Genomic DNA, 26,845 nt, shown 5'->3' on the forward strand with positions numbered 1-26,845 from the left:
CCCGCGGCCCACCCCGAAAATCCGCGTGCGCGGCCTGCACAAGGCGTTCGGCACGCACAAGGTCCTGGACGGCCTGGACCTGGAGGTCGCCGAGCAGGAATCGGTCGTGGTGATCGGCGGCTCCGGCACCGGCAAGTCGGTGTTGTTGAAGTGCATCCTGGGGATCCTGGAACCCGACGCCGGTACGATCGAGGTCGACGGCCGCAACGTCGTCGGCCTGAAGGGTGATGCGCGCGACCAGTTGCTGCGCAAGTTCGGCATGCTGTTCCAGAACGCCGCGCTGTTCGACTCGCTCAGCGTCTGGGAAAACGTCTCGTTCGCGCTGATCCAGCGCGACAAGATGGACCAGCAAAGCGCCCGCCGGGCCGCGGTCGACAAGCTGGCCCAGGTCGGCCTGCGCGAGAACGTCGCCGACCTGTTCCCGGCCGAACTGTCGGGCGGGATGAAAAAGCGCGTCGGCCTCGCCCGCGCGATCGCGACCGATCCGGAGATCATCTTTTTCGACGAGCCGACGACCGGCCTCGACCCGATCATGGGCGACGTGATCAACGATCTGATCGTCTCCTGCGTCCAGGAACTGGGCGCCAGCACCCTGTCGATCACCCACGACATGGCGAGCGCGCGCAAGATCGCCCACCGCGTGGCGATGCTGTTCGAGGGCAAGATCATCTGGCAGGGCCCGGTCGCGGAGGTCGACACGACCGACAACCCCTACGTCCAGCAGTTCGTCCACGGCCGCGCGGAGGGGCCGATCCGCATGCCGGTCCGCCAGGAGTAGCCGCGATGCACGCGGGCGGGATCGACGAGAGGAGGTCGGCCATCGTAGCGGGTCCCCTCTCCGCCATTGGGGGGAGAGGGGACGCGCCGATGCGCCCTGCCAACGGGCATGTCGGTCCCGGACCGCAATCGTAATGCCCAAGCCGAAGTCCCAGTTCGTCTGTCAGTCCTGCGGCAGCGTGCATGCCAAGTGGCAGGGGCGCTGCGAGGGCTGCGGGGCGTGGAACACGCTGGCCGAGGAGCAGGTTGCCGACGCGGCCCCGGGCGGCTTGTCGGCCAAGCGCGGCAAGCGCGGCCGCGGGCTGGAGTTCGTCGACCTGGCCGGCCAGGCGGACCGGGAGCCGCGGCGCGTCTCCGGCATCGCGGAGTTCGACCGGGTCTGCGGCGGCGGCCTGGTCGAGGCATCCGCCGTGCTGATCGGCGGCGATCCCGGGATCGGCAAGTCCACGCTGGCCCTGCAGGCCGCCGCCGCGCTGTCGATGCGCGAGGGAACCAGCTGCGCCTACATCTCCGGCGAGGAGGCGATCGACCAGGTGCGCCTGCGCGCCCGCCGTCTGGGCCTGGCGAACAGTCAGGTGCAGCTGGCCGCCGCCACCAACGTCCGCGACATCGCCGCCGCCCTGGACAGCGCCGACGCGCCCAACGTGGTGGTGGTCGATTCCATCCAGACGATGTACGTCGACAACCTGGAAAGCGCGCCCGGCACGGTCGGCCAGGTGCGCGCCGCCTCGCAGGAGCTGATCCGGCTGGCCAAGGCGCGCGGCTTCACTCTGCTGCTGGTCGGCCACGTCACCAAGGAAGGCCTGATCGCCGGCCCGAAGGTGCTGGAGCACATGGTCGACACCGTCCTCTACTTCGAGGGCGAGCGCGGCCATCAGTTCCGGATCCTGCGCGCGGTCAAGAACCGCTACGGTGCGACCGACGAGATCGGCGTGTTCGAGATGACCGACGGCGGGCTGGTCGAGGTCGCCAACCCCTCGGCCCTGTTCCTGGCCGAACGCAACGGCCAGGTGTCGGGCGCCAGCGTGTTCGCCGGCATGGAAGGCACGCGCCCGGTGCTGGTGGAGATCCAGGCGCTGGTCGCCGCCTCCCCGCTCGCCACACCGCGCCGGGCGGTCGTCGGCTGGGACGGCAACCGCCTGTCGATGGTGCTCGCCGTGCTGGAAGCGCGCTGCGGGCTTTTACTAGCCGGTAAGGATATCTACCTAAACGTCGCAGGCGGCCTGCGGGTGGGCGAACCGGCCGCCGACCTTGCGGTCGCCGCGGCGCTCGTCTCGGCCGCCTATGACCGGCCGGTGCCGGAGGATACGGTGATTTTCGGCGAGATCGGGTTGTCGGGCGAGATCCGCGCGGTCGGCCAGAGCGAGCAGCGCCTGAAAGAGGCCGCCAAGCTCGGCTTCGAGCGCGCCTGGACGCCGCCGCGCCGGGGCGGTAAAGCCAAGGCACCGCCCGGGCCCGACGGACTCGGCCTGGACGAACTGGGCCACCTGGAAGAACTGGTCGCGCGCTTCGCCGACGGCGGCGCGCCGGCGCGGACCGCGGGATGAGATCGGTTGGCCGGGCGAAGCATCCCCGTGGGACCCTGCGACACGGACGCGCGTGTGGGGGCCTACTCAGAACGAAGGTGTTGGATTGTCAGAAATTTAGCTGCTCCTTCATGCTGAATAGCCGGCTGCAGGCCAGCATGGCGAAGCACCCCGGACCGCCGGTCGTGCCCGTGAGCACCGGCGACCGGCCGGTGTCAATCGCCCGCCTCCGCCCAACCCGACGCCCCAGCGCCCGACCCGCCTGACAGGACGCGCCGATGGCCGACTTGCCGATCAATTTCATCGACATCGCCGTGCTCGCGGTGCTGCTGCTGTCCGCCGCGCTCGCGTTCATGCGCGGCTGCGTGCACGAGGTGCTGTCGGTCGGCGCCTGGGTCGGCGCGGGCCTGGCCACGCTGTACGGCTTCGAGAGCGCCCAGCCGTTTGCCCGGCAGGTGATCGCGATCGACCTGCTGGCGGACATCGTGGCCGGGGTGGTGATCTTCGTGGTCACGCTGATCGTGCTGTCGATCGTCTCCCGGATCTTCTCCAACCGCGTGCGGGAGAGTTCGCTGGGCGCGCTCGACCGGTCGCTCGGCCTGGTGTTCGGACTGGCGCGGGGCGTGCTGCTGGTGGCGGTCGCCTGGATGCTGATGACCTGGGCCCTTCCCAATGCGGACGAACGGCCCAGCTACCTGCGCGAGGCCAAGAGCGCGCGCCTGGTCGCGGCGACCGCGAGCGCGCTGGAGAACGCGCTGCCGCCGGCGCTGCGCAGCCAGGGCCGGTCGGCCGCCGGCCAGGCCAAGCAGGGCGCGCGGGATGCTCAGCGGGCGAAGGACGCGTACGACGCGCTGAGCCGGCCCAAGACGGAAGCGCAAGACCCGAACGGCGAACCGGGCTATAACGACGAGCAGCGGCAAGACTTGGATCGCCTGATCGAGAACCAGGCGCCCGAAAGCGGGAGCGGCGGCCAATGATCACCACGAACCCGTTCGACGACGACAAGCTGCACGAGGAGTGTGGCGTCTTCGGTATCTTCAACAACACCGATGCCGCCAAGCACACTGCGCTCGGCCTGCACGCGCTGCAGCACCGCGGCCAGGAAGCCGCCGGCATCGTCAGCTACGGCGGGCAGCAGTTCAACGCCTACCGCGACGCCGGGCACGTCGGCGACATCTTCTCCAGCCCGGAGCGGATGCGCCGGCTGGAAGGCCACTGCGCGATCGGCCACAACCGCTATTCGACCAGCGGCGACACGGTGATCCGAAATGTCCAGCCGCTGTTCGCGGAGATGGATTTCGGCGGCTTCGCGGTCGCCCACAACGGCAACCTGACCAACGCGCGCAAGCTGCGTCGGGAACTGGTCCGCCGGGGCTCGCTGTTCCAGTCGACCACCGACACCGAGGTGGTGATCCACCTGATGGCGACCGCCCCGGCGCACACGGTGATCGAGCGGCTGATCCACGCCCTCAAGCAGATCGAGGGCGCGTACTCGTTCACCGCCCTGACCGACAGCGAGCTGATCGGGGTGCGCGATCCCCTGGGCGTCAGGCCATTGGTGCTGGGCAAACTGGGCGACAGCCACATCCTGGCCTCGGAGACCTGCGCGCTCGACATCATCGGCGCGGAATTCGTGCGCGACATCGAGCCCGGCGAGATGGTGGTGATCGACCGCGAAGGGCTGCGTTCGCTCCGCCCGTTCCCGCGCCAGCGCCAGCGGATGTGCGTATTCGAGTACATCTACTTCTCCCGCCCGGATTCGCAGCTGGAAGGGATCAGCGTCTACGAGGCGCGCAAGCGCATCGGCGCGGAACTGGCCCGCGAGAACGAGACCGACGCGGATCTGGTCGTGCCGGTGCCGGATTCCGGGGTGCCGGCGGCGATCGGCTACGCCAATCAGGCGAACATCCCCTTCGAGCTCGGCATCGTGCGCAACCACTACGTCGGCCGCACCTTCATCGAGCCGACCGATTCGATCCGCCACCTGGGCGTCAAGCTGAAGCACAACGCCAACAGCGCGCTGCTGCGCGGCAAGCGGGTCGTGCTGGTCGACGATTCGATCGTCCGCGGCACCACCAGCGCCAAGATCGTGAACATGGTCCGCCAGGCGGGCGCGGCGGAGGTGCACATGCGCATCGCCGCGCCGCCGACCCGGCATCCCTGCTTCTACGGCATCGATACCCCGGACGAATCGGAACTGCTGGCGGCCCGCTTCGACGTCGACGGCATGGCCCGGGAAATCGGCTGCGACAGTCTGGCGTTCATCTCCGACGACGGGCTATACCGGGCGATGGGCTACCCGCAGCGCAACGCCTTGCAGCCGCAGTTCTGCGACGCCTGTTTCACCGGCGACTATCCGATCCGCCTGACCGACAAGGTCGAGGGCGAAAGCGGCCAGCGCCAACTGAACCTGCTGGCCGAAGGCTGAACGCGGGCTTCCGCCCCGCGGGAAGGACGTGACGCGGCATGGATTCCTCCGCCATCAACTCCCCCGCCATGGACTCCGCCGCCATGGATTCAAAAGCGGCGATCGACGCGCTGGCGGCGCTGGCGCAGGAAACCCGGCTGAAGGTGTTCCGGCTGCTGGTCCAGACCGGGCCTGAAGGCCTGGCGGCGGGCGAGATCGCGCGCACCCTCGAGGTACCGCCGGCGACCCTGTCGTTCCACCTGAACCATCTGGAATCGGCCGGCCTGATCAGCTCGACGCGCCAGCAGCGCCGGATCATCTATGCCGCCGATTACAGCGGCATGCGCGCGCTGCTGCGCTTCCTGACCCAGGACTGCTGCCAGGGCCGCCCGGAGCTGTGCGGCGACCTGCTGGCGGCCTGCGAACCCGGCGCGGACGGCGGGCGCCCATGATCGCCGGCCACCCGACCGGACCCGGCCGACCGCGCGGCCGCGCCGTCTGACGGCCGTGCTGGCCCGCCTCGCCAACGGCCTGTTCGCCGCCGCGGGTGCCGCCGGGGCGGCCCAGTTCCCGGCTTTCTACCGGCAGTATCTGCAGCATCTGTCCGGCCGGCTGGCGCAGGCGCGCGCCGACCTGGCCCCGGTGCTGCAAGACGCCCGGCAGCGCGGCCTGACGCTTGGCGAATATCTGGACCGTGCGCAGGCGGAAGGCGGCGAGTTGACCGGCACGCTGGTGGCGGGCTATCGGGCCACCCATCAGGCGTTCGAACGGCTGCAGACCGCCCATCAAGCGCTGACCCGGGCGGGTCCGCTGGAACGGCCGATCGCGCTCGCCCGGCATCTGGACATGCGGATCGCCGAGGGCACGCTTGAAGGCTTCGCGCCCGGTCTGCCGCTGACGGCAGAGGGGGGCGGCTACGCGCTGGCCGGCCTGCTGCTCGGGCTGCTGACCGTCTGGACGCTGGAGCGTCCGGCGGCCGTCCTGCGCCGGCACCGCCAGATCCGCCGGCTGCGCCGGCAGACCGCGCGGGCCGCCGCGCGGGTCGCGCCGCGGATGGCGACGGCGCAGCGCCGGCCGGTACCGCGCGAGCCGCGCTTGCTGCCCGCGCGCACGCCTGCGACGGAAAGCGCCCTGGACCCGGCCCCATCGAGCCGGGCAGATGAGATCACGCCCACGCCCCAGACCACGCAAGCCGACGCCCGTCCCGAACCGAGCGGCGCGCCGGCCAGCCGGGAGAAAAGCCGGACATGACCGATCAACCGGGCCGTCTGCAGGACCGCATCGCCGTCGTCACCGGCGCTTCGCGCGGGATCGGCCGCGCGGTGGCGGAACGCTTCGCCGCGGAGGGCGCCACCGTCGTCGCCGTCGCGCGCACCCAAGGCGCGCTCGAGGAGCTGGACGACGCGATCCATCAGGCCGGCGGTCCGGCGCCGGTGCTGGTGCCGCTCGACCTGCGCGACTTCGACGCGCTCGACCGGCTCGGCGGCTCGCTGTTCGACCGCTATCAGAAGCTCGACATCCTGGTCGGCAACGCCGGCGCGCTCGGCCAGTTGAGCCCGATGAGCCACATCCCGCCGGACATCTGGGCCGAGGTGATGGACATCAACGTCACCGCCAACTACCGGCTGATCCGCAGCCTCGACCCGCTGCTGCGCCAGTCCGACGCCGGCCGGGCGATCTTCACCACCAGCGGCGTGGCGCGCAGCCCGTTCGCCTACTTCGGCGCCTACGCCGCCTCCAAGGCCGCGCTGGAACACATGGTCAAGGTCTGGGCGGCGGAACTGCACAAGACCCGGATCAAGGCCAACCTGCTCGACCCCGGCATCGTGCGCACCCGCATGCGCGCCCACGCCTTCCCCGGCGAGGACCCGACCCAGCACCCCGAGCCGGCGGCGATCACCGAGCGCTTCGTCGAGCTCGCCGAACCCGCCTGCAAGCCCCACGGCGAGATCGTGCACGTCTAAGCACCACCTAGCGGCGTTTGCACGTCGGATCGGCGGTCCCCCTCCTCCCCTGGGAGAGACCTTTGCATGCGGGCATGAGCAGCCGTGTGGGGGGCTTCGACACGCCAGCCTGCGGCTGGCTACTCAGCATGATGAAGCTATTGTTAAGTGTCTGACACACCTTACTTTTCATCCTGAGTAGGACGCCGAAGGCGTCCGTGTCGAAGGACCCCACACGGGCGCCAAGCGAGTTGTGCAAAAATCCCGTGGGAGGAGAGGGCCACGGTGAGGAGGTCGCCTCGGCTGCCCGCCCAGGCGCGCGCCCTACCCGTCATCGGCCGCCGGCAGGGTGAGCGTCGCGCGCAGGCCGCCCAGGACGGAGTCGCCGAGGTCCACCGACCCGCCGTAGAGCGCGGCCAGTTCCGCGACGATCGCGAGGCCCAGGCCGGAGCCGGCGACGCTGGTGTCCAGGCGCCGGCCGCGGTCGAACACGGCCGCGCGCTGGTCGGCGGGCAGCCCGGGGCCGTCGTCCTCGACCGCGATAACGAGCCATCCCGCGACCGGGGCCGTGCGCGCGGACAGGCGGACCCGGCGATGCGCCCATTTGCAGGCGTTGTCGGCGAGGTTGCCCAGCATCTCCTCCAGGTCCTGCCGGTCGCCGCGGAACGCCGGGGCGCCTTCGGCCGCGGCGCGCACGTCGAGGTGTTTATCGGCGTGCAGCTTGGGCAGGGTCCGCGCCAGTCGCCGCAGGACCGCCGGCACGTCGGCCCGGCTGCCCGGCACGTCGACGGCCGCGGCGGCGCGGGCGCGCGCCAGGTGGTAGTCGACCTGACGCTGCATCGCGCGGGTCTGCTCGGCGATCCGTTCGGCGAACGCGTTCTGGCCGGCCTGCGCCAGCGCCCCGGCCTCGTTCGACAGCACGCTGAGCGGCGTCTTCAGGCCGTGGGCCAGGTTGCCGGCCTGGGTGCGCGCCCGCTCGACCACGGCGGCGTTGCGCTGCAGGACCGCGTTCAGATCGTCGACCAGCGGCTGGATCTCCGCGGGATAGCTCCCGTCGAGGCGTTGCGCCCGGCCGGCGCGCACCTCCGCCAGTGCCCGGCGCAGGCGCGCGAGTGGCCGGAGCCCGCCGGCGACCTGCCCCACCGCCGCCGCGATCAGACCCAGGCCGAGCACCCCGAGCGACAATACCAGCGCGCGCTCGAACTCCTGCACGGCGTCGTCCAGCACCGCGGCGTTGCGCGCCACCGCCAGACGCAGACGGCCCTCGCGCCCAGGCAGGCGCACCGCGCGCTCGAACGCGATCACCGGCGCGCCGTCGGGCCCGGTCAGGCGGTGGCGGTGGACCTGCCCGTCCAGCAGTGTGTCCTTGGGCAGGTCGAGCGCGCCGTCCCACAGCGAGCGCGAGCGCAGCAGCGCCTTCCCGCCCGGCTGCTGGACCTGCCAGTAATAGCCGGAATAGGGCGTCTTGAACTGCGGCGGGCTCAACCCCCGGGTCAGGGTGAGGCCGTCCTTCGGGTCGACCTCCAGGTTGGCGGCCAGCTGGTTCAGCAGCGCTACCTGGCGGGTTGCGAACTGATCCTCCAGGTGCGCGGCGAAGATCCGCGTCAGCAGCACGCCGGCGGCGAGCAGCGCCAGCGCGATCCACAGCACGGCACCCGCGAGCAGCCGGAACGACAGCGAACCGGGGCGCAGGCTGATCGGCCAGCGCAACCTCATCGGCCGCCCGCCACGGGCGCCCCTTGGGCGGCCCCAGGGCTGTCGATCCGATAGCCCAGCCCGCGTTCGGTCCGGATCAGATCGCGGCCGAGCTTCTTGCGCAGGCGGCGGACGAACACCTCGATCGTGTTGCTGTCGCGGTCCAGGTCTTGGGCGTAGACGTGCTCGCTGAGCTCGCTGCGGGAGACGGTGCGGCCCTGGTGGTGCATCAGGTAGGCGAGCACGCGGTACTCGTGCGCGGTCAGGCTGACCGGCGCGCCGTCCACCGTCACGCGGTTGGCGCGCGTATCCAGCGTCACCGGCCCGCAGCTGAGCTCCGCCGAGCCGTGGCCGCTCGCCCGGCGGATCAGGGCGCGCACGCGCGCCACCAGCTCCGCCATCTGGAACGGCTTGGACAGATAGTCGTCGGCCCCGGCGTCGATGCCCTCCACCCGCTCGGTCCAGCTGCCGCGGGCGGTCAGGATCAGGACGGGCACGTTGTTGTCGCTCTCCCGCCAGGACCGCAGCACCGACAGGCCGTCCAGCTTGGGCAGGCCGAGGTCGAGGACGACCGCGTCGTAGCTTTCGGTCTGGCCCAGGAACTCGCCCTGCTCGCCGTCGTAGGCGGGGTCGACGGCATAGCCCGCCGCGTCGAGCGCGGCGTTCAGCTGGCGCTGCAGGTCGACATCGTCCTCGATCACCAGAACCCGCATCAGTCCCAGAACCAGCCCCAGCCGTCGTCGTCTTCGGCGTCGCCGTGGTCGTCGTGTTCTTTGCCGTCGTCTTCGTCAGCCGCGCGGCCGCGCTCGTGCTCCTCCAGGCCGTGGCCGCGCGCCTTCAACAGCTCGCCCGTGCGCGCGTCGTAGTACAGCTCCATCACGGTCCCGTCGGCGGCCAGCATCTTCACCTCGTAGACCTGCCGGCCGTCGAACGGCCCGTGGCGCTGCTCCGCCAGCTCGACCTCCAGCATCTCGCCGTCGAACGCGCTTCGCGCGCGCTCCAGGATGTCCTGCAGCGGCCGGATCTCGCCCTGCCGCACCGCCTCGCGCGCGCGCTCGTGATCGCCGTGCCCCGACGGCGCGGCGGCCAGGCCGGCGAGCATCACGGCAAGGACGATCAGGACGGTCGTGCGGCGTTTCATGACGACCGCCCTTCTAACCCGCGCGGCGATGAACGTGAACTGAACGGCGCGTTCAAGCTGCGTTCAGCCGCCTGTCGGCAGGGTCCGAGGCGACCTCAACGGGCCATCCGAAACGCGCAACACGGAGGTAAATCGGATCATGTCGACCCAGGCTCGGATCAAGAGCTTCTTCGTCTGGGACCTGCCCACGCGGGTCTTTCACTGGCTGCTGTTCGCCGCCGTCGCGCTCGCCTACCTGACCGGCGGGGAGGACGACGGCGGGCAGTTCACGCTGCACGTCGGCGCCGGCTACCTGATCGCCGCCCTGCTGGTCTTCCGGATCGTCTGGGGCTTCCTGGGCAGCGAGCACAGCCGCTTCCGCGACTTCATCCCCACCCCAACGCGGGTCAAGGAACACGTCCAGGGCCTGCTCGCCGGCAAGCCGAAGCACTACGCCGGACACAACCCGGTCGGCGGGATCGCCATCTTCGCCATGATCGCGATCCTGATCGCCACGCTCTACACCGGGCTGTTCGGCGGTGGCGAGGAGCTGCACGAGACCTTCGCCAACCTGATCCTGATCGTCGCCGGCCTGCATGTCGCGGGCGTGGTCGCGGAGAGCGTGCTGACCGGCGAAAACCTGGTGCCCGCGATGATCCACGGCCGCAAGACCCTGCCGGAAAACGCCGAGGGCGCCCACGACAGCAAGCCGGCCGGCGCGGGACGCGTGCTGGCCTCGCTCGCGGCGGTCGTGATCGCCGGATTCGCCGGCGTCTCCACCGGCGCCACCCCCTGGCCGCCGACCGAGGCCGCGTTCGAGGGCGGCGAACACGGCGAACGGGAAGCCGGGGAACAGGAGGCCGAGGAGCACGAGGAAGGCGGCTCAGAAGACGAGGACCACGAGGACGACTGAGCCCCCGAGGCCCCCTTCAGCCCTACCCGAACCCACCGAAAACCCGAGCAAGGGAGGACAGCCATGCGCACCCGTCTGCTCGCTGGCGGCCTGGCGCTCGCCAGCGCCGCCGCCACGCTCACCCTTGTCGACATCCCGGAAAGCCGCGCGGCCGGCGATCCCGCCGCCGGGCGGCGGCTGACCGGCGACGTCTGCGCCGAATGCCACCGCACGCCGGCGAACGCGGGCGGCGGTGACGGCCCGTCGCTCGACCGGCTGAGCCGGCAACGCAGTTTCACGCCCGATCGCCTGGCGGAGGTCATGACCACCGACCCGCACGCCCGCGAACTGCGGCTGAGCCGTGCGGAGTTACGCGACATCAGCGCCTACCTCAACGTCGCCGGCACGCCGGCCGCGCAAACCGGCCGCCAGACGGCCACGGCAGGCGACGACACCGCCTCCGGACAGGCGCGTCGACAGGCGCTGCCGCTGGAAGACGTCATCCGCCGGCTCGACCGGCAGGGCTACAGCGACATCCGCGAGGTCGAGCGCGAGGACGGCGATCGATACGAGGTCGACGCCCGCTCCCCGGCCGGCCGGCGCGTCGAATTGAAGGTCGACGCGATGACCGGCAAGGTTCTCGATCGCGAGGACGCCGACTGACGCGCGTTCCGGACTCCCTCCGCGCGTCCGTCGGCCCCCGCCGCCGCGCCCCTCCCACGGCGGCGGGGGTTTTTCGATTACGAAGGCCCCGCTGCGACGGCTCGCGAACGCCGCCCACAGGCGCGCGGCATTTAAGCCGCCTTACGCGTACGGGTTCTTGCTCTTCTTCAGCTGGAAGCGCACGGGCACGGCCGGCAGGTCGAAGTCGTGGCGCAGTTCGTTTTCCAGGTAGCGCAGGTAGGCGTCCGACAGGTCCTTCGGGCGGGAACAGAACAGCACGAAGGTCGGCGGCCGGGCCTTGGGCTGGGAGATGTACTTCAGCCGGCAGCGCTTGCCGCCCACGCTGGGCGGCGGGTTGGCGGCCTCGACCTCGGACAGCCAATGGTTCAGGTCGGGCGTGGCGAACTTGCGGTTCCACAGGTCGTAGACCCGCATCACCTGGTCCAGCAGGTTTTCCATGCCCGTGCCCTTGAGGCCGGAGACGGGGACGACCGGCACCCCCTTCACCTGCGGCAGGGAGCGGGTCAGGCGGTCGGAGACAGCCTTGCGGGCGGCGTCCCTGTCGCCGATCGCGTCCCACTTGTTGAGCGCGAGGACGAGGCCGCGGCCCTCTTGTATCGTTTGGTTGGCGATCGTCAGGTCCTGCTTGTCCAGGCCCTGCTCGCCGTCGATCACCAGCACCACCACGTGGGCGAACTGCACCGCGCGCAGCGCGTCGGCGACCGCGAGCTTCTCCAGCTTCGCGTCGACCCGGGACTTGCGGCGCAGGCCGGCGGTGTCCACCAGCTTGATCGCGCGGTCCTTGTAGACCCAGTCGACGGCGATCGAATCGCGGGTGATCCCGGCCTCCGGTCCGGTCAGCAGCCGCTCCTCGCCCAGCAGGCGATTGACCAGGGTCGACTTGCCGGCGTTCGGCCGGCCGACGATCGCCAGCCGCAGCGGGCCAACGTCCACCGCTGGCTGTGCGTCCTCGCCGTCCGCCTCTGCCTGTGCGCCCTCGCCGTCCGCGCCCTGGCCGTGTGCGCCAACGTCGGCGGCGGGTTCCTCGGCCTGCCCGGTCGCCTGAGCGACCTCGCTCAGCAGCTCGTGCACCTCCTCCAGGCCGATGCCGTGCTCGGCGGAGAAGGCAACCGGATCGCCTAGGCCCAGCGTGAACGCCTCCGCCAGGCCGGCCTGGCCGGCCTGGCCCTCGCACTTGTTGGCGAGCACCAGGACCGGCTTGTCGCCGCGGCGCAGCTTGTCGGCAAAGATCTCGTCGGTCGCGGTCACGCCGGCGCGCGCGTCCAGCATCATCAGAACGACGTCCGCCTCCTGGATCGCGATCTCGCTTTGCCGGCGCATCCGGGCTTCCAGGCTGTCGTCGTCGACGTCCTCCAGCCCGGCCGTGTCGAACAGACGGAACGTCAGGTCGAACAGCGCGCCCTCGCCCTCCCGCCGGTCGCGGGTCACGCCGGGGGTGTCGTCGACCAGCGCGGTGCGCCGCCCGGTCAAGCGATTGAACAGGGTCGACTTGCCGACGTTCGGCCGGCCGACGATGGCGACGGTCAGGGTCACGGAGGTTGGCTCGACGTTGCGGCCGCGGCGGGCGTCAAGACGGCTAGCGGTAAGCCGCCAGGGTGGCGCCGTCGGTCAGGATGTAAAGCGTTTGGTCGGCCACCACTGGCGGGGCGGCGGGCGCGCCTGGGATGTCGATCGCGCCCATCACCTCGCCGTTGTAGGGCGACACCGAAACCGCCTTGCCCTGGGAGCCGAGCAGGAGCAGCCGGTCGCCTGCCAGCACGGGTCCCTGCCAGACGATCGGCCCGTCCTTGTCTTCCGAGTCCTCCCAGCGGGCGAGCTGGGTCACCCAGCGGATCCGTCCGGTCTCGCGCTCGAGCGCCAGCAGCTCGCTCTGCGCCGTCACCACGAACAGCCAGTCGCCGGCGATCCAGGGCATCTCGATCCCGGACAGCCGCTCGTCCCAGACGCGTGCGCCGCGGCGGGTGTCGATCGCGGTCATGCGGTTGGCGTTGGAGATCGCGTAGACGCGGTTGCCCTCGGCCACCGGCTTGGCCCGCACGTCGGTCAGGTTGGCGACCGACCCGGTCCGCGCGATTCCGGCCAGGCTGTCGCTCCATAACGCCCGACCGTTTTCGGGCAGTAGCGCGAACAGTTCGCCGGAGGAGTAGGCGACGTACACGGCCGCCGAGGTGACCGCCGGGCTCGCGGAGCCGAGCAGGCCGGCCTGTTCCTCGATCCCCTGGTGGGTCCAGAGCTCGGAGCCGTCCTCGGCGGACAGCGCGACCGTCTCGTTCACGATGGTGACGGCGTAGACCTGGCCGTCGCGCACCGTCGGGCCCGCGCGCATCGGGACGCCGGCGTCGTAGGTCCAGACCGTCTCGCCGGTCGCGGCGTCGAGCGCGAACAGGCGCCCGGCGCCCGTGGTGACGAACAGCCGGCCGTCGGCGTAGCCGGGTCCGCCGCCAAAGATACCTTCGGTGTCCTCGATCAGCTGGCGCCGCCAGATCCGTTGGCCGTTGTCGGCGGTATAGGCGCTCACCGTAGCCGCGGCGTCCATGGCGTAGACACGCCCGCCGGCCACGACCGGCTGGCTCATGATCTGCTGCCGGTCGCCCGAGGCTTCCCCCACGTCGACCGACCAGACCTGGCTGGGATCGTCGCCCAGCTTGAGGTGGAACATGGCGTGCGGCGGGTTCCCGCCCGGCTGCGGCCAGGCGGCATTGATGTAGGGCGGTGGCAGCTCGATCTCACGGCCCTGAATCGACTCGGCCGCACTCAGCTGGCGTTCCGGGCCGAGCACGTCGATCCGCTCGCCTTCCAGACGCTCGGGATCGGCCTCGAACCAGCTGCAGGCCGCGAGGGTGAATACAAGCCCGGCGAGCGCGCCGTGACGTAAAACCGCGCGGATCATTCCTGCAGCAACTCCAGCATCTGGGTGGCGCGACGGCGCTGGGCCGGCGGCACGTCGCCGCCGTCGGCGATCTGCTTGAACAGATCGATCGCCCGGTCGTCGTCGCCCTGCTTGTAGGCGAGCGTCGCCTGCAACTCCATCGCGGTCCAGCGGTAAGGACTGCCCTCGTCCGCCAGCGGCTGCAGCCGGCTGGCCAGCTGGTCCGGATCGCCGCTGTCGACCTGGTGCATCACCGCGAAGATATCGGCCAACTGGCGCAGCGGACCGTCGCCGCTGCCGGCGATCTCGTTCCAGATCTGGACCGCCTGCTGCGTCTCACCCTGTTCGGCCAGCAGGTCCGCCTGGCGGAACGACGCCAGCAGGGCGTAGCCGTCGCCCGACGGATCGGCCATCTCGGCCAGCCGCTGCAGGCCCTGCTCGGTGTTGCCCTGCTGCAGCTGCGCGACGGCGGCGTTGTAGCTGTCGGCCGCCTCGAGCGCCTGGCTGCGCTGCCACTGCTGCCAGCCCTGGTAGCCCGCGACCGCGAGCACGATCACGACCGCCAGCGCGATCACGTACGCCCCGTACTTCTTCCACAGGGTCGCGTAGCGTTCCTTGCGGATTTCCTCGTCGACCTCGCGGAAGATGTCGCTCACGGCAGGTTCGGCCCTCGTACCCGGTCTGGCGCGCAGGGCGCCTGATGGCAGCCCTTGGGGCGCGCGGATGCGCGTCGGTCTGTTGCGTCATAAAGCAGCCCGCCGCGCGTCGTGAGCGGCGGGCCGGAAGCGCGCGCCACCCTAGCCAAGCCCGCGCGCCCTTGCAAAGCCCGCGCGCCCTTGCAAAGCCCGCGCGCTGGCATGGCGCGGCGGCGGGTCCGCGCTCCTCCCGCGGGCGGAGAGCGGACCCGCCGATACGTGCCACCGGCATGCCTGCCGGCGCTATGCGGCCTGCTTCCACTTGATCGAGCAGCCCATCGACGGGATCTGGTCGCGCGGGCCCTGGCCGGTCCGGGCGACCTGGGTCATCGCTTCGAGCAGTTCGCGCTTGGCGTTGGGCGCGGCCTGCTTCCTGGATTCGTCCAGCCGGCCGCGGTACTGCAGCTCCAGATCCTTGTTGAAGCCGAAGAAGTCGGGCGTGCAGACGGCGCCGTAGGCCTTGGCGACCTGCTGCGTCTCGTCGATCACATAGGGGAAGGTGAAGCCGTGCTGCCGGGCGAACGCCTGCATGTTCTCAAACGAGTCGTCCGGATAGGTCTCGGTGTCGTTCGACATGATCGCGATCGCGCCCACGCCCGCGTCCTGCAATTGCCTGACGTCGTCGACCAGCCGGTCGACCACCGCGCGCACATAGGGGCAGTGGTTGCAGATGAACATCACCAGAAGGCCGTTCGGCCCGGCCACGTCGGCCAGCGTGTAGGTCTTGCCGTCCGTGCCCTCGAGCGCGAAGTCGGCCGGCGTCCAGCCGAACTCGCAGACCGGTGTCTCCATCGCCGCCATGTTGCATGCCTCCCGAGCTGTTGATCGCGTCTCCAGGTTCCGGCTGTTAGATGCGCGTGTGGCGACGGCTAATCAAGACACCCCGTCGATCGCCGCGCCGCGGGGGCTTGCGGACCGGGCGCCATTTATGCGGACGGTCGGGGCGCCTCGGACATCTTGCCCTGGACGCGGCGGGCGGTTTCGGACGACACTTTCGTGACAGGCCCCGCGCCTGACGCAACGCCCGACGACGCCCGCGAAACGAGGGAAGCGCGCGCATGAGCCAGGGAAGCGGCGGCAAGAATGCCCAGCAGGTGTTCTGGACGCGGGCCGAGCTGCAGCAGCTCCTGAACCTCTATTCCACCCGCGTGGCCAACGGCGACTGGCGCGACTACGCGATCGACCACAAGAAGGGGTTGGCCGTCTTCTCGGTGTTCCGGCACACGATGGAACGCCCGCAGTTCTCGATCGCCAAGAAGCCGCAGGGCCAGATCTACGAGGTCTGGCAGGGCCCGCAGCGCCTGAAGCGCGCCGGCACGCTCAGGGGCGCGCTCGAGGTGTTCGAGAAGAAGGCCCGGCTCCGGGTGGTGTCTTAAGCCATCAGGTATTGGCGGTTAGGTGCACGGGAAACCCGTCAGGCGTGCTTCGACACGGCGCCCTACAGGCGCCTGCTCAGCACGAAGTTATTGTTTTTGGACAATAAAATTGACTTCATCCTGAGCAGGTCGCGCTTGCGACCGTGTCGAAGGACGACTGACGGCTATAGATGCGCGTCCGACCCGCGTTCGTAGCCCTTGATGTCCTCGCCCCAGAGATGCGGGCGCTCGGCCATGAAGCGGGCGAAGAAGTTGGCGAGATCGGCGTCGTCGAGCAGGCCGACCTCGACGCCGCGCTCGAGCAGCCAGGCCATCTCGCCCGCGAAGTTGCGGTTCTCGCCCACGATCACCCGGGGGATGCCGAACAGGATGATCGCGCCGGCGCACATCGCGCACGGGCTGAGCGTGGTGTAGAGCGTCGTCCCGGCGAAGTCGCCGCCGCGGCCGAACTGGCGGATGCAGTCGGTCTCCCCGTGCAGCACGGGGTTGCCCTCCTGCTGCAGGCGGTTGTGCCCGCGCGCCAGGATATGGCCGTCGCGCACCAAGACCGCGCCGACCGGCACGCCGCCTTCGTGGTAGCCGGCCCGCGCCTCGGCGATCGCTTCCGCCATCAACCGGCGGTCGGTGTCGGTCGGCTGGATTTCGGGCATGGCCCGGCGCCCCCTTACAGATGCGCGCCCGGTTCGCGGAGGCCGTACTCGGCGAGTTCGCGGGTGATGATGTCGTACGCCTCGTCCAGGTCGTCGGTGATCGTGAAGAGGTTCTTGTCGTCTTCGTTGATCGTCCCGTATTTCACCAATGCGTCGAAGTTGATCGTCTCGCGCCAGAAGTCGGAGCCGAACAGGACGATCGGCATGCGCTTCTTGACCTTGCGGGTCTGCAGCAGGGTCAGGGTCTCGAACAGTTCGTCCAGCGTCCCGAACCCGCCGGGGAAGAAGATGATAGCCTTGGCGAGATAGGTGAACCAGAACTTCCGCATGAAGAAGTAGTGGAACTCGAAGCCGAGTTCGCGGGTGACGTACGGGTTCTCGTGCTGCTCCAGCGGCAGGGTGATCGACAACCCGACGTTCAACCCCTTGGCCTCGCTGGCGCCGCGGTTGGCGGCCTCCATCACGCCGGGCCCGCCGCCGGTGCAGACGACGAACCGGCGGTCGGTCTCGCCTAGATCCTTCGACCATTCGGTCAGGCGCCGGGCAAGCTCGCGCGCGCTCTCGTAGTGCTCCGACATCCACAGGTCGTGGCGCGCCTTGGCGAGGTCGATCTCGCCCTGGCCGGCCTCCGCCTTGCGCAGGTTCTCCTCGGCGAGGTCGCGCGGCTTCAGGCGGGCGGAGCCCATGAAGACGATGGTGTCGTCGACCTTGTAGCGCTCGAACCGGCTGGCCGGCTCCAGGTATTCCGCCAGGATGCGCAGCTGGCGGGCGTCCTTGCTCTGCAGGAAGTCGAGGTTGGCGTAGGCCTTGACGGGCTTGCGGAAGCCGGTGTCCGCGCCGTTGTCGTCGGAATCGTGGGTCATCGAGGCGGGTGTTCGCTTGTACTGCTGGTCGCGGTTCAAAGGCGCACCCCGGGCGCGCGGGACCGCGGGCGGCCGGCCTTGCAGTATACGCCGGCCGTGGGTCCGGGTCGAACGGTGCATGCGAAAAGGGCCGGCGGAAGCCCGCCGGCCCATGGCCTGTCGCGCGTCGTCCGGTCACGCCGGAAGACGGCGCTACTCCGCCGCCTTGGACTGCGCGCGCTGGATCGCGGCGTCGATCATCTGGGCGGCCTCGTCGGCCTCGCCCCAGCGCTCGATCTTGACCCACTTCTCCTTCTCCAGATCCTTGTAGTGCTGGAAGAAGTGCGCGATCTGGTCGAGGTAGGGCTTCGGCATGTCCTTGTACGACTTGACCCCGGCGAAATAGGGATCGAGCTTGTCGACCGGGGCGGCCAGCAGCTTCTCGTCCTCGCCCTCCTCGTCGGACATCACCAGGACGCCGATCGGCCGGACCGCCATGACGCAGCCCGGCTGGACCGGCTGGCGGTTGACCACCAGCACGTCGATCGGATCGCCGTCGTCCGACAGGGTATGCGGGATGAACCCGTAGTTGCACGGGTAGTACATCGCCGTGTGCAGGAACCGGTCGACCACCAGCGCGCCGGAATCCTTGTCCAACTCGTACTTCACCGGGTCCGAGTTCATCGGCACCTCGATGATGGCGTTGACCTGCCACGGCGGATTCTTGCCGGCGCTGACCTTGTCGATGTCCACTGCTACCTCCCTTCGGCCGTCTCGCGGCCGTGCCTGAAATTTTCGAGCTGACGGGATCGGCCCGCGCGTCCTCGGCCCGGATGTCGGGGCGCGCGCACGCCGTTGCAACCCGGCTGCGCGCGGGCGCGATCCTGTCCCAGCGGGCGGCCGCGGTTCAAGCTTATTCGCTGCGCTGCAGCATGGCGGTTGGTGCCGGCTCCCGGATCCGCCCCGGGTCGGTCCACAGGCGCACCAGGGCCGCTTCCAGGTCCTTCGCCCGGCTGCCCCAGCTGGCCGCCTGCCGGTGCCAGCCCGTGCGGCCCGGATCGGCGTCGTAAGCCCGGCGCAGCCGCTTGTCGTTGACGAAGATCGCGAACACGCGGCCCCGGCCGCTTTCGGTCGGCAGGTAGCCGGCGAGCCCGCTGACGAAGTTCATCGTCCCGGTCTTGGCGAACACGGCGAACGCGGTGTCCGGCGTCTGCAGCCGGCGTCCCAGGCCGCCGTCCAGCCCGACGGTCGGCAGCAGTTCGATCAGCGTGCGCCCAGCGCGGCCGTAGCGCGCATCATGGGCGAACCGCAGGATCGCGGCCAGCTGCGCCGGGGTCATCCGCGCATCCGCGTTCAGGCCGGAGTGGTTGCCCGGGTCGAAGCGGGCCCAGTCGGTCTTCGGCAGGGTCCGTTCGTACCACTGTGAAACCGCGATCGCCGACTGGCTCAGGCCGATCCGTTGGCCGGTCAGCGCGCGCCCGGCGGCGAGCCCGGTCAGCTCGGCGACCAGATTGTTGGAATAACGCAGCATCGCCCGGACCGTCTCGTGCAGCGGCGGACCCGGATGCGCGGCCAGGGTCGCCGCGCCGTCCGGAGCCCGGCCCGGCTCGGGCGCGGGCAGCTCGACGCCGAGTCGCTGACAGACCTGGCGCGTCGCCTCCGCCGCCACGCGGGCGGGGTCCTTCAGCGGCAGCCAGTCCTGGCCGTAACCGCGCGCGCCGGTCGACAGCTGCCAGCGCCCGTCCGCGCCGGCTGGCAGCCAGGCGCCGGATTCCCGGCCCCGCGGCCGCCGGCGGTCCAGCGACAGGTCGACCGACGGCACCGGGGGCACGGTCCAGGCGCGCGGATCGCTGGGCTGGCCGGTGCCCCAGCGCACGCGCAGCCGGTTGAAGTTGACCGACAGCGCGGAGACGCCCGGGTTGTAGCCGGCGGTCATCGGCTGGTCGTCCCGGATCGCCGGGCGTTCCTGGTACAGGCTGGCGTCGTACAGGAACCGGCCGGCGACCTTGCGCACGCCCGCCCGGCGCAGGTCGCGGCACAGGTGAACCAGCCCGTCGGCGCCCAACAGCGGATCGCCCCCGCCAACCAGCACCAGGTCGCCGTCCAGCCGGCCGCCCCGCGGCGCGGCGGTGGCGGCCATGCGCGTGGTGAAGCGGTGATCGCCGCCCAGCAGCTCCAGCGCGGCGACGGCCGTGGGCAGCTTCGCGACCGACGCCGGGATGAACGCCTGCGTCGCGTTATGCGCGGCAAGCTCCCGGCCCGCCAAGTCGGTCACCAGCAAGCCGACGTCCTGCGGCTCGAAGCCGTGCCGGCGGATCAGCCGGCGGGCGGCTTGCGGGTCTTCCGGCGTCAACGGCGGGCCCAGGCGGGCCGGCTGCACGCGGGCGTCCGGCGCGGCCGCACGCTCCGCGGGCTCGGGCAGCGCATCTGGCTCGGTCCCGCCGGGCCCACCGGCCGGGCGCTCTGCCGCCAAGGCCGGGGGCTTGGCGGCAGGCGTCGGCGCCGGCGCCGGCTCGGACGCCGCGCAGGCGGCCAGCAGCAGCCCGGCGGCGCTCGCCAGGACGCCGGCGAGACGGGGGCGGTATCGATCGGATCGGTCGGGGTCGGTCATGGTCCCTACCCTGCCACGTTGCGGCTCGAAGGTGGACGGGTGAAAGCGGTCGCTTTGACTTTATCGCCCGGCTGCCCGACCCTTCCGCGCGGTTCACGACAGGCTGGGGAGGGCCGGAGACAACAATGAGTCAGATCCCGTTCACCGACATCGTCGCCAAGCTGCCGGCCAGCGTGCCCTTCGTCGGCCCGGAGCAGATCGAGCGCGAACGCGGCTTCACCTTCCGCGCCAAGCTGGGCGCCAACGAAAGCCCGTTCGGCCCGAGTCCCAAGGCGATCGAGGCGATCCGGGCCGCCGCCGGCGACAGCTGGAACTACCCGGACGCGACGGCGTTCGGGCTGCGCGAGGCGGTCGCCAGCTTCTGGGACGTTCCGGTCGACAGCGTGTTGGTCGGCGCGGGCATCGACGAGCTGTTGGGCAACGTCGTGCGCATGACCGTGCCGCCGGGCGGGCCGGTGGTGACCTCCAACGGCGCCTACCCGACCTTCAACTACCACGTGAACGGCTTCGGCGGAGTGCTCCACGCGGTCGACTACCGCGACGACCACGAGGATCTGACGGCGCTCGCCGACACGGCCCGGGCGGTCGGGGCGCGGCTGGTCTACCTGTCCAACCCGGACAACCCGATGGGCACCCGCCACCCGGCCGAAGCGATCGCGGAGTTCCGCCGGCGCCTGCCCGAGGGCACGCTGCTCGCCCTGGACGAGGCCTATACCGAGTTCGCGCCGGCGGGGACCAACCCGCCGATGGACCCGTCGGACCCGGGCGTGATCCGCCTGCGCACCTTTTCCAAGATCTACGGCCTTGCGGGCCTGCGCGTGGGCTACGCAATCGCGCATCCGGACGCGATCACGGCCCTGAACAAGATCCGCAACCACTTCGGCGTCAACCACATGGCCCAGCAGGCCGCCCGCGCCGCCCTCCAGGACCAGGCGTACATCGACGCCCGGGCGCGCGAGATCGAGACCGGCAAGCAGCTCTACGCCGAGATCGCCCGGCGCCACGGCTTCACCGCGATCCCGTCCTACACCAACTTCGTGACGATCGATGTCGGCACCGCCGAGCGCGGCGAAAAGCTGCTGACCGCGCTGCAGGACCGCCGGGTCTTCATCCGCAAGCCCGGCGTCCCGCCGCTCGACCGCTGCATCCGGGTCACCGTCGGCCCCGAGACCGAACGCGCGATCTTCGAGCAGGCGTTCGCCGAGGCGGTCGACGAGGTCGGGTGAGGCGCCGCTGCTCCGGGTTTTGTGCCGAACGACGGCAGCATAGGCGGGTCCCTCTCCCTTGAGGGGAGAGGATAGGTGAGGGTGGGACTCCTCAGATGTTGCCGAGGAGTCCCACCCTCACCCTCCCACGCCCTATTGGGCGCGGGCCCCGCCCTCTCCCCTCAAGGGCGAGGGGAATCGCAGCGTCGCCGCTAGGGCAAGATGCTGAGAGGTGGAATCACCCGTCAGCTGAATCTTGCCCCATCTTCAACAAGTTAGAGTTACATTCAGCTCGAAGGCCGTTTCGGCCTTCAAGCATGTAGCTCTAGCCGGACACTTGAACCCCGCGCACACGAAAAACGGGGCCCAGGCTGTTCCCGGGCCCCGCTGTCTTGGCAGACCACTTGAGAGGTCGGCCCCCGGGCTGGCCGGGGAGCCCGATGTCGCACGCGTTACGCGGCGGACTTCATGACCTTCTCGACCGTCTTGTTGGTCTGGGTCTGGATCGGCTCCATCGCCTCGTTCGACACCTTGACCGACAGCTCGGTCATCTTGGCGCTCTCGGCCATCACGGTGTCGAAGTTCTGGCGGGCGAAGTCGGTCTGCGCGTCGAAGAACTCGCGCAGGGTCTTCGCGCCGAACATCTTCTTGGCCAGATCCATGTTGGCCTCGAGGCGCGCTTGCGCGAAGTTCATGAACTCGCGGTTCATCTGCTCGACGCCCTTGGCGGCGATCGAGGATGCCTGGACGACCGCGTCGACGTTCGCCTTGTTCATCTGGCTGGCCTCGTCGTAGTTCTTGAACGCCGCGCTGGACGCCTTCTCGGCCTGCTCCTTGGCCATCGAGACGACCTGCTCGTACTGCTTCGTGGCGGCCTCGTTGCTGGCCTTCACGACGCTCTCGATCTGCTCCTTACCGGCGTTGACCGCGTCCTCGACGGGCTTGAACACGTCCTGAGCGGCCTGAGCCTGGGTCTTCTTCTGGGTGGTCATGGCTTTCGCCTCCTTCTCATGTCGCTGGCGGCGCGCGCTGGCGCCGGTCACGATCTCTGCTGCCGTTTCCGCGCTGCCGCTTCGCTGCGGTCCGCGGCCTGTTCTCGTGCTGCGCCTGCGATGTTGCGCTGCAACACGCCTAGTAATATGGGCAGGCTGGCCCTGGCGTCAAGGCCTTTTTGTGCAGTGCACAATAAACCCGTCGAACGACCGTGAGGCGATCCCGCCGCAAGGCCCGGCTTGCCGCCCCCGGGGCGCGCGTGGGACGTTATCGTGGTACCGCTGAGCGACGACTTCCGTCGCCGCGCCCCGATCCCCGACCGGATGCCAGGGAAGCCCGCATGACCTATTGCCTCGCGATCCGCGTCCAAGAGGGGCTGGTCTGTCTGGCCGACGGACGCATCACCAGCGGCAACCAGGTCTCGGCCGCGCCCAAGGCCAGCTTCCACGGGCCCGACGACAACGCGTTCATCGTCATGACCTCGGGCCTGCGCTCGCTCCGGGACAAGACGCTCGCCTACCTGGACCGGGAAGTGCGCCGCCAGCACGCCGACGGCTTCCCGCAGCTGCTGGACGCGGTCGACGTCTACGCCCGCTGCCTGCGCCGCACCGCCGAGGAGGACCGCGGCGCGCTGGAAAGCTCCAATCTCCGGTTCAACCTGCACGCAATCATCGCCGGCCAGATGCCGGACGATCCGCGCCCGACCGCCTTCCTGGTCTATCCGGAGGGCAACTGGATCGAGGTCAACGAGCGCACGCCTTACCTGTCGATCGGCGCGGTCGCCTACGGCAAGCCGATCCTGGACCGCACGCTCTCGGACACCACGCCGATGGCGATCGCGTTGAAGGCGGCCTACCTGTCGTTCGATTCCACCCGCGTATCGTCGGCCGACGTCGGCTTTCCGATGGACCTGATGACGCTCGCCACCGGCGAGCCGACGTGGCGGACCCGGCATTTCCGGCACGACGACCTGCGCGAACAGCGCGACTGGTGGAACCGCCACCTGACCGAACTCACCGCCAAGCTGCCCGACCAGCCGTGGCAGGACGTGCTGCCGCCGACCGCCGGCAGCGGCCGGATCAGCGTGGTCGGCCGGAACGACGACTGACGGCCCCGGTTACGGCAGACCGATCAGCCCGTTGTCGCCGGTGGTCATCAGGAAGTGGATGTCCGCCGCCTGGCGGTCGCCGCTGGAGCGGGTGATCGTGGGACTGTCCGCGAACCGGGCGGGGTGCGGCTCGTAGAACGGGACGCCGGTGTTATCCAGCGGCCGGACGATCTGCCACAGTTGCTGCTGGTCCCAACGCTCGCTGCCGGCCTTCCAGGCGTTGAAGAAGACCTCGCCGTCGCGGCAGGCGATCGACACCCAATAGCTGCCCCAGGACTTCAGGTCGATACCGCTTGGCGCGCGCCGGAACACGCCGCTGTCCGCCAGCCGGGCCACCAACTGCTCCCGCTCCGCCGGGCTCAGGGTCACGGTGGATTGCTCCCACCGCCCGGTCGCCAGCGGGTCCGACAGCCTGAACTTCAGCAGGTTGCCGGCATCCTGCGGCATCGCCCGGGCGGTCACGCGCGCCCCGCCGGCGCCGTCGCTTTTGATCTCGTAGCTGCGCACCTGCTCGGTGAACTTGCCGTTGTAGACCAACCGCACCTCGAAACGGTCGGGGAGGCTTTCGCAGCGATCGCGGATGTCGTCGCCGTTCAGGTAGCTGAACCAGGTCGCCTTGCGGATCAGCGGGTTCTCGATCCCGCCCGAATAGCTGCATCCGGCGGCGGCCAGCGCGGTAAAGCAAATCGCACAGATCGCGGCGACTTGACGCGACGGGTGCCGGCGGGGGGGTTTTGTTCGATGCATTCCGGTGTTCTCGCTGCGTTGATCGGTCGTGGGCGGCCCTGCGGGAAGTTAAACGAGGTTAACGCCTCGGAAACCCTTACGTCATTATTCTGGACAGCGATTCGAAGTATACTTAAGCTTTCGCGGATTCGCGCGCGGGCGTGGATGGCGACGTAAAAAGGGGGGCGAACGGTGATCTGGAACCTTATCCGGCAGGCGGCCAAGCGCGTGCGCCGCGGCGTCGTGGCGTTCGGCGTTGTCGCCTGTGCCACGGGGGTGCTGGTTCAGCCGGGCGAGGCCGTGGCGCGCTACGCGTCGATCGTGATCGACGCGGAGACCGGGACGGTCCTGCACGCGGCCAACGCCGACACGCGTAACTACCCCGCGTCGCTGACCAAGATGATGACGCTGTACATGACGTTCGAGGCGCTCGACCAGGGCCGCCTGACGCTGCATCAGCGCCTCCCGGTCAGCCGGCGCGCCCAGGGCATAACCCCGTCGAAGCTGTACCTGCGGGTCGGCGACACCATCCGGGTCGAGGACGCCGTGCTCGCGCTGGTCACCAAGTCGGCGAACGATGCCGCGGTCGTGCTGGCGGAGGCGCTGGGCGAGGAGGAATGGAAGTTCGCCCGGATGATGACCAAGCGCGCGCGCGAGCTCGGCATGCGCCGCACCACCTTCCGCAATGCCTCCGGCTTGCCCAACCGCCATCAGCTGTCGACCGCGCGGGACATGGCGACCCTGTCGCGGGCGCTGATCTACGACTACCCGCACTACTATCACTACTTCTCCACCACCCGCTTCCGCTACCAGGGCCGCACCTACGGCAGCCACAACAACCTGCTGGATGACTACCGCGGCACCGACGGGATCAAGACCGGCTATATCCGCGCGTCCGGCTTCAACCTGGCCGCCTCGGTGGTGCGCGACGGCCGGCGGCTGATCGCCGTGGTGTTCGGCGGGCGCACCGCGCGCTCGCGCGACCGGCACATCATGGCGCTGCTCGACGACGGCTTCGCCCAGGCCCGGCGCTTGCGCGCGATTCCCGTGGTCAGTCCGCCGGCGCCCAAGCCGGTCGAGATCCTGCGCGTCGCCAACCAGGCGAACGAGGTCAAAGTGGCCACCGCCGGTAGCGAATCGCATGTCGTCCCGGTTCCAGCCTCCCGCGGTGGGGTGGCGGACGCCGACCGCGCCGCCCTGACCGCCAAGGTCGCGCGCGTCGTCGACGGCCTGCCCGTGCCGGGCGCCGGCAAGCCCAAGGCGGTGCAACTGGCCGCGCGTCAGGCCGCGCGCGCCGACGGCAGCTATGCCGTCCAGGTGGGCGCCTACCGCGCCGCCGCGCCGGCGCATGTCGCCGCCGTGCGCGCGGGCAACGCGCTGCCGAAGATGCTGGGCACCAGCGAAGTGTCGGTCAGCCGCGTGCGCGGCGACCGCGGCCCGCTCTATCGCGCCCGCCTGACCGGCCTCCGCCGGAGCCACGCCGAGCGTGCCTGCCGCGCCCTGCTCGCCCGCGGGACCGACTGCCTGGTGATCCAGCCGCGCGGCGGCGTCGAGGTCGCGTTCAACGCGAAATAGCGGCCGCCGCACCCGAAAACGACGGCCAGAAGACGCCCCGGCGCACCCCACCGCCGGGGCGTTTTGCTTTCCGGCCCGGCGTGCTAAGCCAGTGGGCATGAAAGCCGCGATCTTCGAGAGCTTCCGCGCGCCGCCGGAGGTGCGGGACATCCCCGACCCCGACTGCCCGTCCGACGGCGCGCTGGTGCGCGTGCACGCCTGCGGCGTCTGCCGGTCCGACTGGCACGCCTGGAGCGGCAGCGACCCGGACGTGGTCGTCCCGCACGTCGGCGGCCACGAGTTCGCCGGCGTGGTCGAGCGGGTCGGCCGGCACGTCCAGCGGGTCCGTCCGAGCGACCGCGTGACCGCGCCGTTCATCCTATCCTGCGGCGCCTGCCCGACCTGCCGCGGCGGCGATCCGACCGCCTGCGACCGGCAGGACGTGATCGGCTTTACCCGCTGGGGCAGTTTCGCCGAACGGGTCGCCGTACCGCGCGCGGACTTCAACGTCGTCGCCCTGCCCGACCGGCTGTCGGCGGTCGCGGCAGCGGGCATGGGCTGCCGGGTGACGACGGCGTTCCGCGCGCTCGCCGACCGCGCCCGGCTCGCGCCCGGGGAGTGGCTGGCGGTGCACGGCTGCGGCGGCGTCGGCCTGTCGGCCGTGGCGCTGGGCGCGGCGATGGGCGCGCGCGTGCTGGCCGTCGACGTCGATCCGGCCGCGCTGGACCGGGCCACGGTCCTGGGGGCCACGCAGACGCTGGATGCCGCGCACACGGCCGATGTCGGCGCGGCGGTGCGCGAGCTGACCAGCGGCGGGGCGCAGGTCTCGCTCGACGCGCTCGGGATCACGCAGACCTTCCGAAACTCGCTCTACGGCTTGGCCAAGCTCGGCCGGCACGTGCAGATCGGCATGCCGCTCGACCGGCACGCCGAACCGCCGGTGCCGCTTCTGGAGCTGGTCTATGCCCGGCAGATCGCGATCCTCGGCACCCGCGGCATGGCCGCCGGCCGGTTCGATGCGCTGTTCGGGATGATCGCCGGCGGGCGCTTCGACCCGGCCCGGCTGGTCGCGCGGACGATCCCGCTGTCCGGCGTCGGCGAGGCGCTCAAGGCGATGGACGACCACACCAGTCCCGGCGTGACGGTGGTCGACCGGTTCGACGCGTAGCCGC

At 70.4% G+C, this 26,845-nt stretch carries 27 protein-coding genes; 14 read left to right on the forward strand and 13 right to left on the reverse strand.

Annotated elements, in window-relative coordinates; genetic code table 11:
• Positions 1-19 precede the first annotated feature (19 nt).
• The 7 genes from CKO28_RS07165 to CKO28_RS07195 all read left to right on the forward strand — a co-directional run bounded on the left by CKO28_RS07165 (position 20) and on the right by CKO28_RS07195 (position 6,674).
• Positions 20-778, forward strand: coding sequence for an ABC transporter ATP-binding protein (locus tag CKO28_RS07165; RefSeq protein ID WP_200340006.1), 759 nt, complete (start codon positions 20-22; stop codon positions 776-778).
• 133 nt (positions 779-911) lie between these two features.
• On the forward strand, positions 912-2,324 hold the full coding sequence (radA, locus tag CKO28_RS07170) for a DNA repair protein RadA (protein ID WP_200339947.1): 1,413 nt from the start codon (positions 912-914) through the stop codon (positions 2,322-2,324).
• 257 nt (positions 2,325-2,581) lie between these two features.
• Positions 2,582-3,280, forward strand: coding sequence for a CvpA family protein (locus CKO28_RS07175; RefSeq protein ID WP_200339948.1), 699 nt, complete (start codon positions 2,582-2,584; stop codon positions 3,278-3,280).
• A complete protein-coding gene (gene purF, locus CKO28_RS07180) occupies positions 3,277-4,731 on the forward strand; it encodes an amidophosphoribosyltransferase (RefSeq protein WP_200339949.1) in 1,455 nt (484 codons plus the stop codon). The genes CKO28_RS07175 and purF overlap by 4 nt, the downstream gene beginning before the upstream one ends.
• 38 nt (positions 4,732-4,769) lie before the next feature.
• A complete protein-coding gene (locus CKO28_RS07185) occupies positions 4,770-5,162 on the forward strand; it encodes an ArsR/SmtB family transcription factor (protein WP_242480396.1) in 393 nt (130 codons plus the stop codon).
• Between the two features lie 55 nt (positions 5,163-5,217).
• Positions 5,218-5,961: a DUF2937 family protein gene (locus tag CKO28_RS07190; protein ID WP_200339950.1), complete on the forward strand. Its 744-nt coding sequence runs from the start codon at positions 5,218-5,220 to the stop codon at positions 5,959-5,961.
• Entirely contained in the window at positions 5,958-6,674 is a 717-nt protein-coding gene (locus tag CKO28_RS07195) for an SDR family NAD(P)-dependent oxidoreductase (RefSeq protein WP_200339951.1), read from the forward strand. Before CKO28_RS07190 ends, CKO28_RS07195 begins: the two co-directional genes overlap by 4 nt.
• Positions 6,675-6,977: 303 nt before the next feature.
• Here CKO28_RS07195 and CKO28_RS07200 read toward each other — a convergent pair whose 3' ends face one another.
• From CKO28_RS07200 to CKO28_RS07210, 3 genes are read right to left on the reverse strand one after another with little or no spacing between them, the layout of a single operon-like run.
• Positions 6,978-8,369, reverse strand: a complete 1,392-nt coding sequence (locus CKO28_RS07200; protein ID WP_200339952.1) for a sensor histidine kinase — start codon at positions 8,367-8,369, stop codon at positions 6,978-6,980.
• Positions 8,366-9,061, reverse strand: a complete 696-nt coding sequence (locus tag CKO28_RS07205) for a response regulator transcription factor (RefSeq protein WP_200339953.1) — start codon at positions 9,059-9,061, stop codon at positions 8,366-8,368. The genes CKO28_RS07200 and CKO28_RS07205 overlap by 4 nt, the downstream gene beginning before the upstream one ends.
• Entirely contained in the window at positions 9,061-9,489 is a 429-nt protein-coding gene (locus CKO28_RS07210; RefSeq protein WP_200339954.1) for a PepSY domain-containing protein, read from the reverse strand. The genes CKO28_RS07205 and CKO28_RS07210 overlap by 1 nt, the downstream gene beginning before the upstream one ends.
• A gap of 139 nt (positions 9,490-9,628) precedes the next feature.
• On the opposite strand from CKO28_RS07210, the gene CKO28_RS07215 reads away from it, so the two are divergent.
• Entirely contained in the window at positions 9,629-10,381 is a 753-nt protein-coding gene (locus CKO28_RS07215; RefSeq protein ID WP_200339955.1) for a cytochrome b/b6 domain-containing protein, read from the forward strand.
• Between the two features lie 63 nt (positions 10,382-10,444).
• Positions 10,445-11,023 carry a PepSY domain-containing protein gene (locus CKO28_RS07220; RefSeq protein ID WP_200339956.1) on the forward strand — a complete coding sequence of 193 codons (579 nt, stop codon included), beginning with the start codon at positions 10,445-10,447 and terminating at the stop codon, positions 11,021-11,023.
• Between the two features lie 141 nt (positions 11,024-11,164).
• Here CKO28_RS07220 and der read toward each other — a convergent pair whose 3' ends face one another.
• From der to CKO28_RS07240, 4 genes are all read right to left on the reverse strand, one after another.
• Positions 11,165-12,577 carry a ribosome biogenesis GTPase Der gene (gene der, locus CKO28_RS07225; protein WP_200339957.1) on the reverse strand — a complete coding sequence of 471 codons (1,413 nt, stop codon included), beginning with the start codon at positions 12,575-12,577 and terminating at the stop codon, positions 11,165-11,167.
• Between the two features lie 43 nt (positions 12,578-12,620).
• Positions 12,621-13,934, reverse strand: a complete 1,314-nt coding sequence (locus CKO28_RS07230) for a PQQ-like beta-propeller repeat protein (RefSeq protein ID WP_200339958.1) — start codon at positions 13,932-13,934, stop codon at positions 12,621-12,623.
• Positions 13,931-14,569, reverse strand: coding sequence for a tetratricopeptide repeat protein (locus CKO28_RS07235; protein WP_200339959.1), 639 nt, complete (start codon positions 14,567-14,569; stop codon positions 13,931-13,933). Before CKO28_RS07235 ends, CKO28_RS07230 begins: the two co-directional genes overlap by 4 nt.
• Positions 14,570-14,851: 282 nt before the next feature.
• Positions 14,852-15,409: a thioredoxin family protein gene (locus CKO28_RS07240; protein ID WP_200339960.1), complete on the reverse strand. Its 558-nt coding sequence runs from the start codon at positions 15,407-15,409 to the stop codon at positions 14,852-14,854.
• A 257-nt stretch (positions 15,410-15,666) separates the two neighbouring features.
• Between CKO28_RS07240 and CKO28_RS07245 the strand changes: the two genes are divergently transcribed.
• Positions 15,667-15,984: a DUF2794 domain-containing protein gene (locus CKO28_RS07245; RefSeq protein ID WP_200339961.1), complete on the forward strand. Its 318-nt coding sequence runs from the start codon at positions 15,667-15,669 to the stop codon at positions 15,982-15,984.
• A 164-nt stretch (positions 15,985-16,148) separates the two neighbouring features.
• Here the strand turns inward: CKO28_RS07245 and CKO28_RS07250 are convergent, their stop codons facing one another.
• The 4 genes from CKO28_RS07250 to dacB form a co-directional block, all read right to left on the reverse strand.
• Entirely contained in the window at positions 16,149-16,634 is a 486-nt protein-coding gene (locus CKO28_RS07250; protein ID WP_200339962.1) for a nucleoside deaminase, read from the reverse strand.
• A gap of 14 nt (positions 16,635-16,648) precedes the next feature.
• Complete coding sequence (locus tag CKO28_RS07255) at positions 16,649-17,497, reverse strand: LOG family protein (protein WP_200339963.1); 849 nt, start codon at positions 17,495-17,497, stop codon at positions 16,649-16,651.
• A 192-nt stretch (positions 17,498-17,689) separates the two neighbouring features.
• Positions 17,690-18,229 (reverse strand): inorganic diphosphatase, encoded by a 540-nt coding sequence (ppa, locus tag CKO28_RS07260; RefSeq protein ID WP_200339964.1) that lies wholly within the window; start codon positions 18,227-18,229, stop codon positions 17,690-17,692.
• A 160-nt stretch (positions 18,230-18,389) separates the two neighbouring features.
• Positions 18,390-20,087 carry a D-alanyl-D-alanine carboxypeptidase/D-alanyl-D-alanine endopeptidase gene (gene dacB, locus CKO28_RS07265; protein ID WP_200339965.1) on the reverse strand — a complete coding sequence of 566 codons (1,698 nt, stop codon included), beginning with the start codon at positions 20,085-20,087 and terminating at the stop codon, positions 18,390-18,392.
• A gap of 125 nt (positions 20,088-20,212) precedes the next feature.
• Between dacB and CKO28_RS07270 the strand changes: the two genes are divergently transcribed.
• Positions 20,213-21,313: an aminotransferase class I/II-fold pyridoxal phosphate-dependent enzyme gene (locus CKO28_RS07270; RefSeq protein ID WP_200339966.1), complete on the forward strand. Its 1,101-nt coding sequence runs from the start codon at positions 20,213-20,215 to the stop codon at positions 21,311-21,313.
• A 431-nt stretch (positions 21,314-21,744) separates the two neighbouring features.
• Here the strand turns inward: CKO28_RS07270 and CKO28_RS07275 are convergent, their stop codons facing one another.
• Positions 21,745-22,284: a phasin family protein gene (locus CKO28_RS07275; RefSeq protein WP_200339967.1), complete on the reverse strand. Its 540-nt coding sequence runs from the start codon at positions 22,282-22,284 to the stop codon at positions 21,745-21,747.
• A gap of 341 nt (positions 22,285-22,625) precedes the next feature.
• Between CKO28_RS07275 and CKO28_RS07280 the strand changes: the two genes are divergently transcribed.
• Positions 22,626-23,393 carry a proteasome-type protease gene (locus CKO28_RS07280; RefSeq protein WP_200339968.1) on the forward strand — a complete coding sequence of 256 codons (768 nt, stop codon included), beginning with the start codon at positions 22,626-22,628 and terminating at the stop codon, positions 23,391-23,393.
• Between the two features lie 9 nt (positions 23,394-23,402).
• Here CKO28_RS07280 and CKO28_RS07285 read toward each other — a convergent pair whose 3' ends face one another.
• On the reverse strand, positions 23,403-24,140 hold the full coding sequence (locus CKO28_RS07285) for a hypothetical protein (RefSeq protein ID WP_200339969.1): 738 nt from the start codon (positions 24,138-24,140) through the stop codon (positions 23,403-23,405).
• A 171-nt stretch (positions 24,141-24,311) separates the two neighbouring features.
• Here CKO28_RS07285 and CKO28_RS07290 point away from each other — a divergent pair, with 171 nt between their 5' ends.
• Both CKO28_RS07290 and CKO28_RS07295 read left to right on the forward strand, forming a co-directional pair.
• Positions 24,312-25,694: a D-alanyl-D-alanine carboxypeptidase family protein gene (locus CKO28_RS07290; protein WP_338050068.1), complete on the forward strand. Its 1,383-nt coding sequence runs from the start codon at positions 24,312-24,314 to the stop codon at positions 25,692-25,694.
• Between the two features lie 97 nt (positions 25,695-25,791).
• On the forward strand, positions 25,792-26,841 hold the full coding sequence (locus CKO28_RS07295; RefSeq protein WP_200339970.1) for a zinc-dependent alcohol dehydrogenase family protein: 1,050 nt from the start codon (positions 25,792-25,794) through the stop codon (positions 26,839-26,841).
• The last annotated feature ends 4 nt before the right edge of the window (positions 26,842-26,845 follow it).

The organism is Rhodovibrio sodomensis (assembly GCF_016583645.1).
GTDB lineage: Bacteria > Pseudomonadota > Alphaproteobacteria > Kiloniellales > Rhodovibrionaceae > Rhodovibrio > Rhodovibrio sodomensis.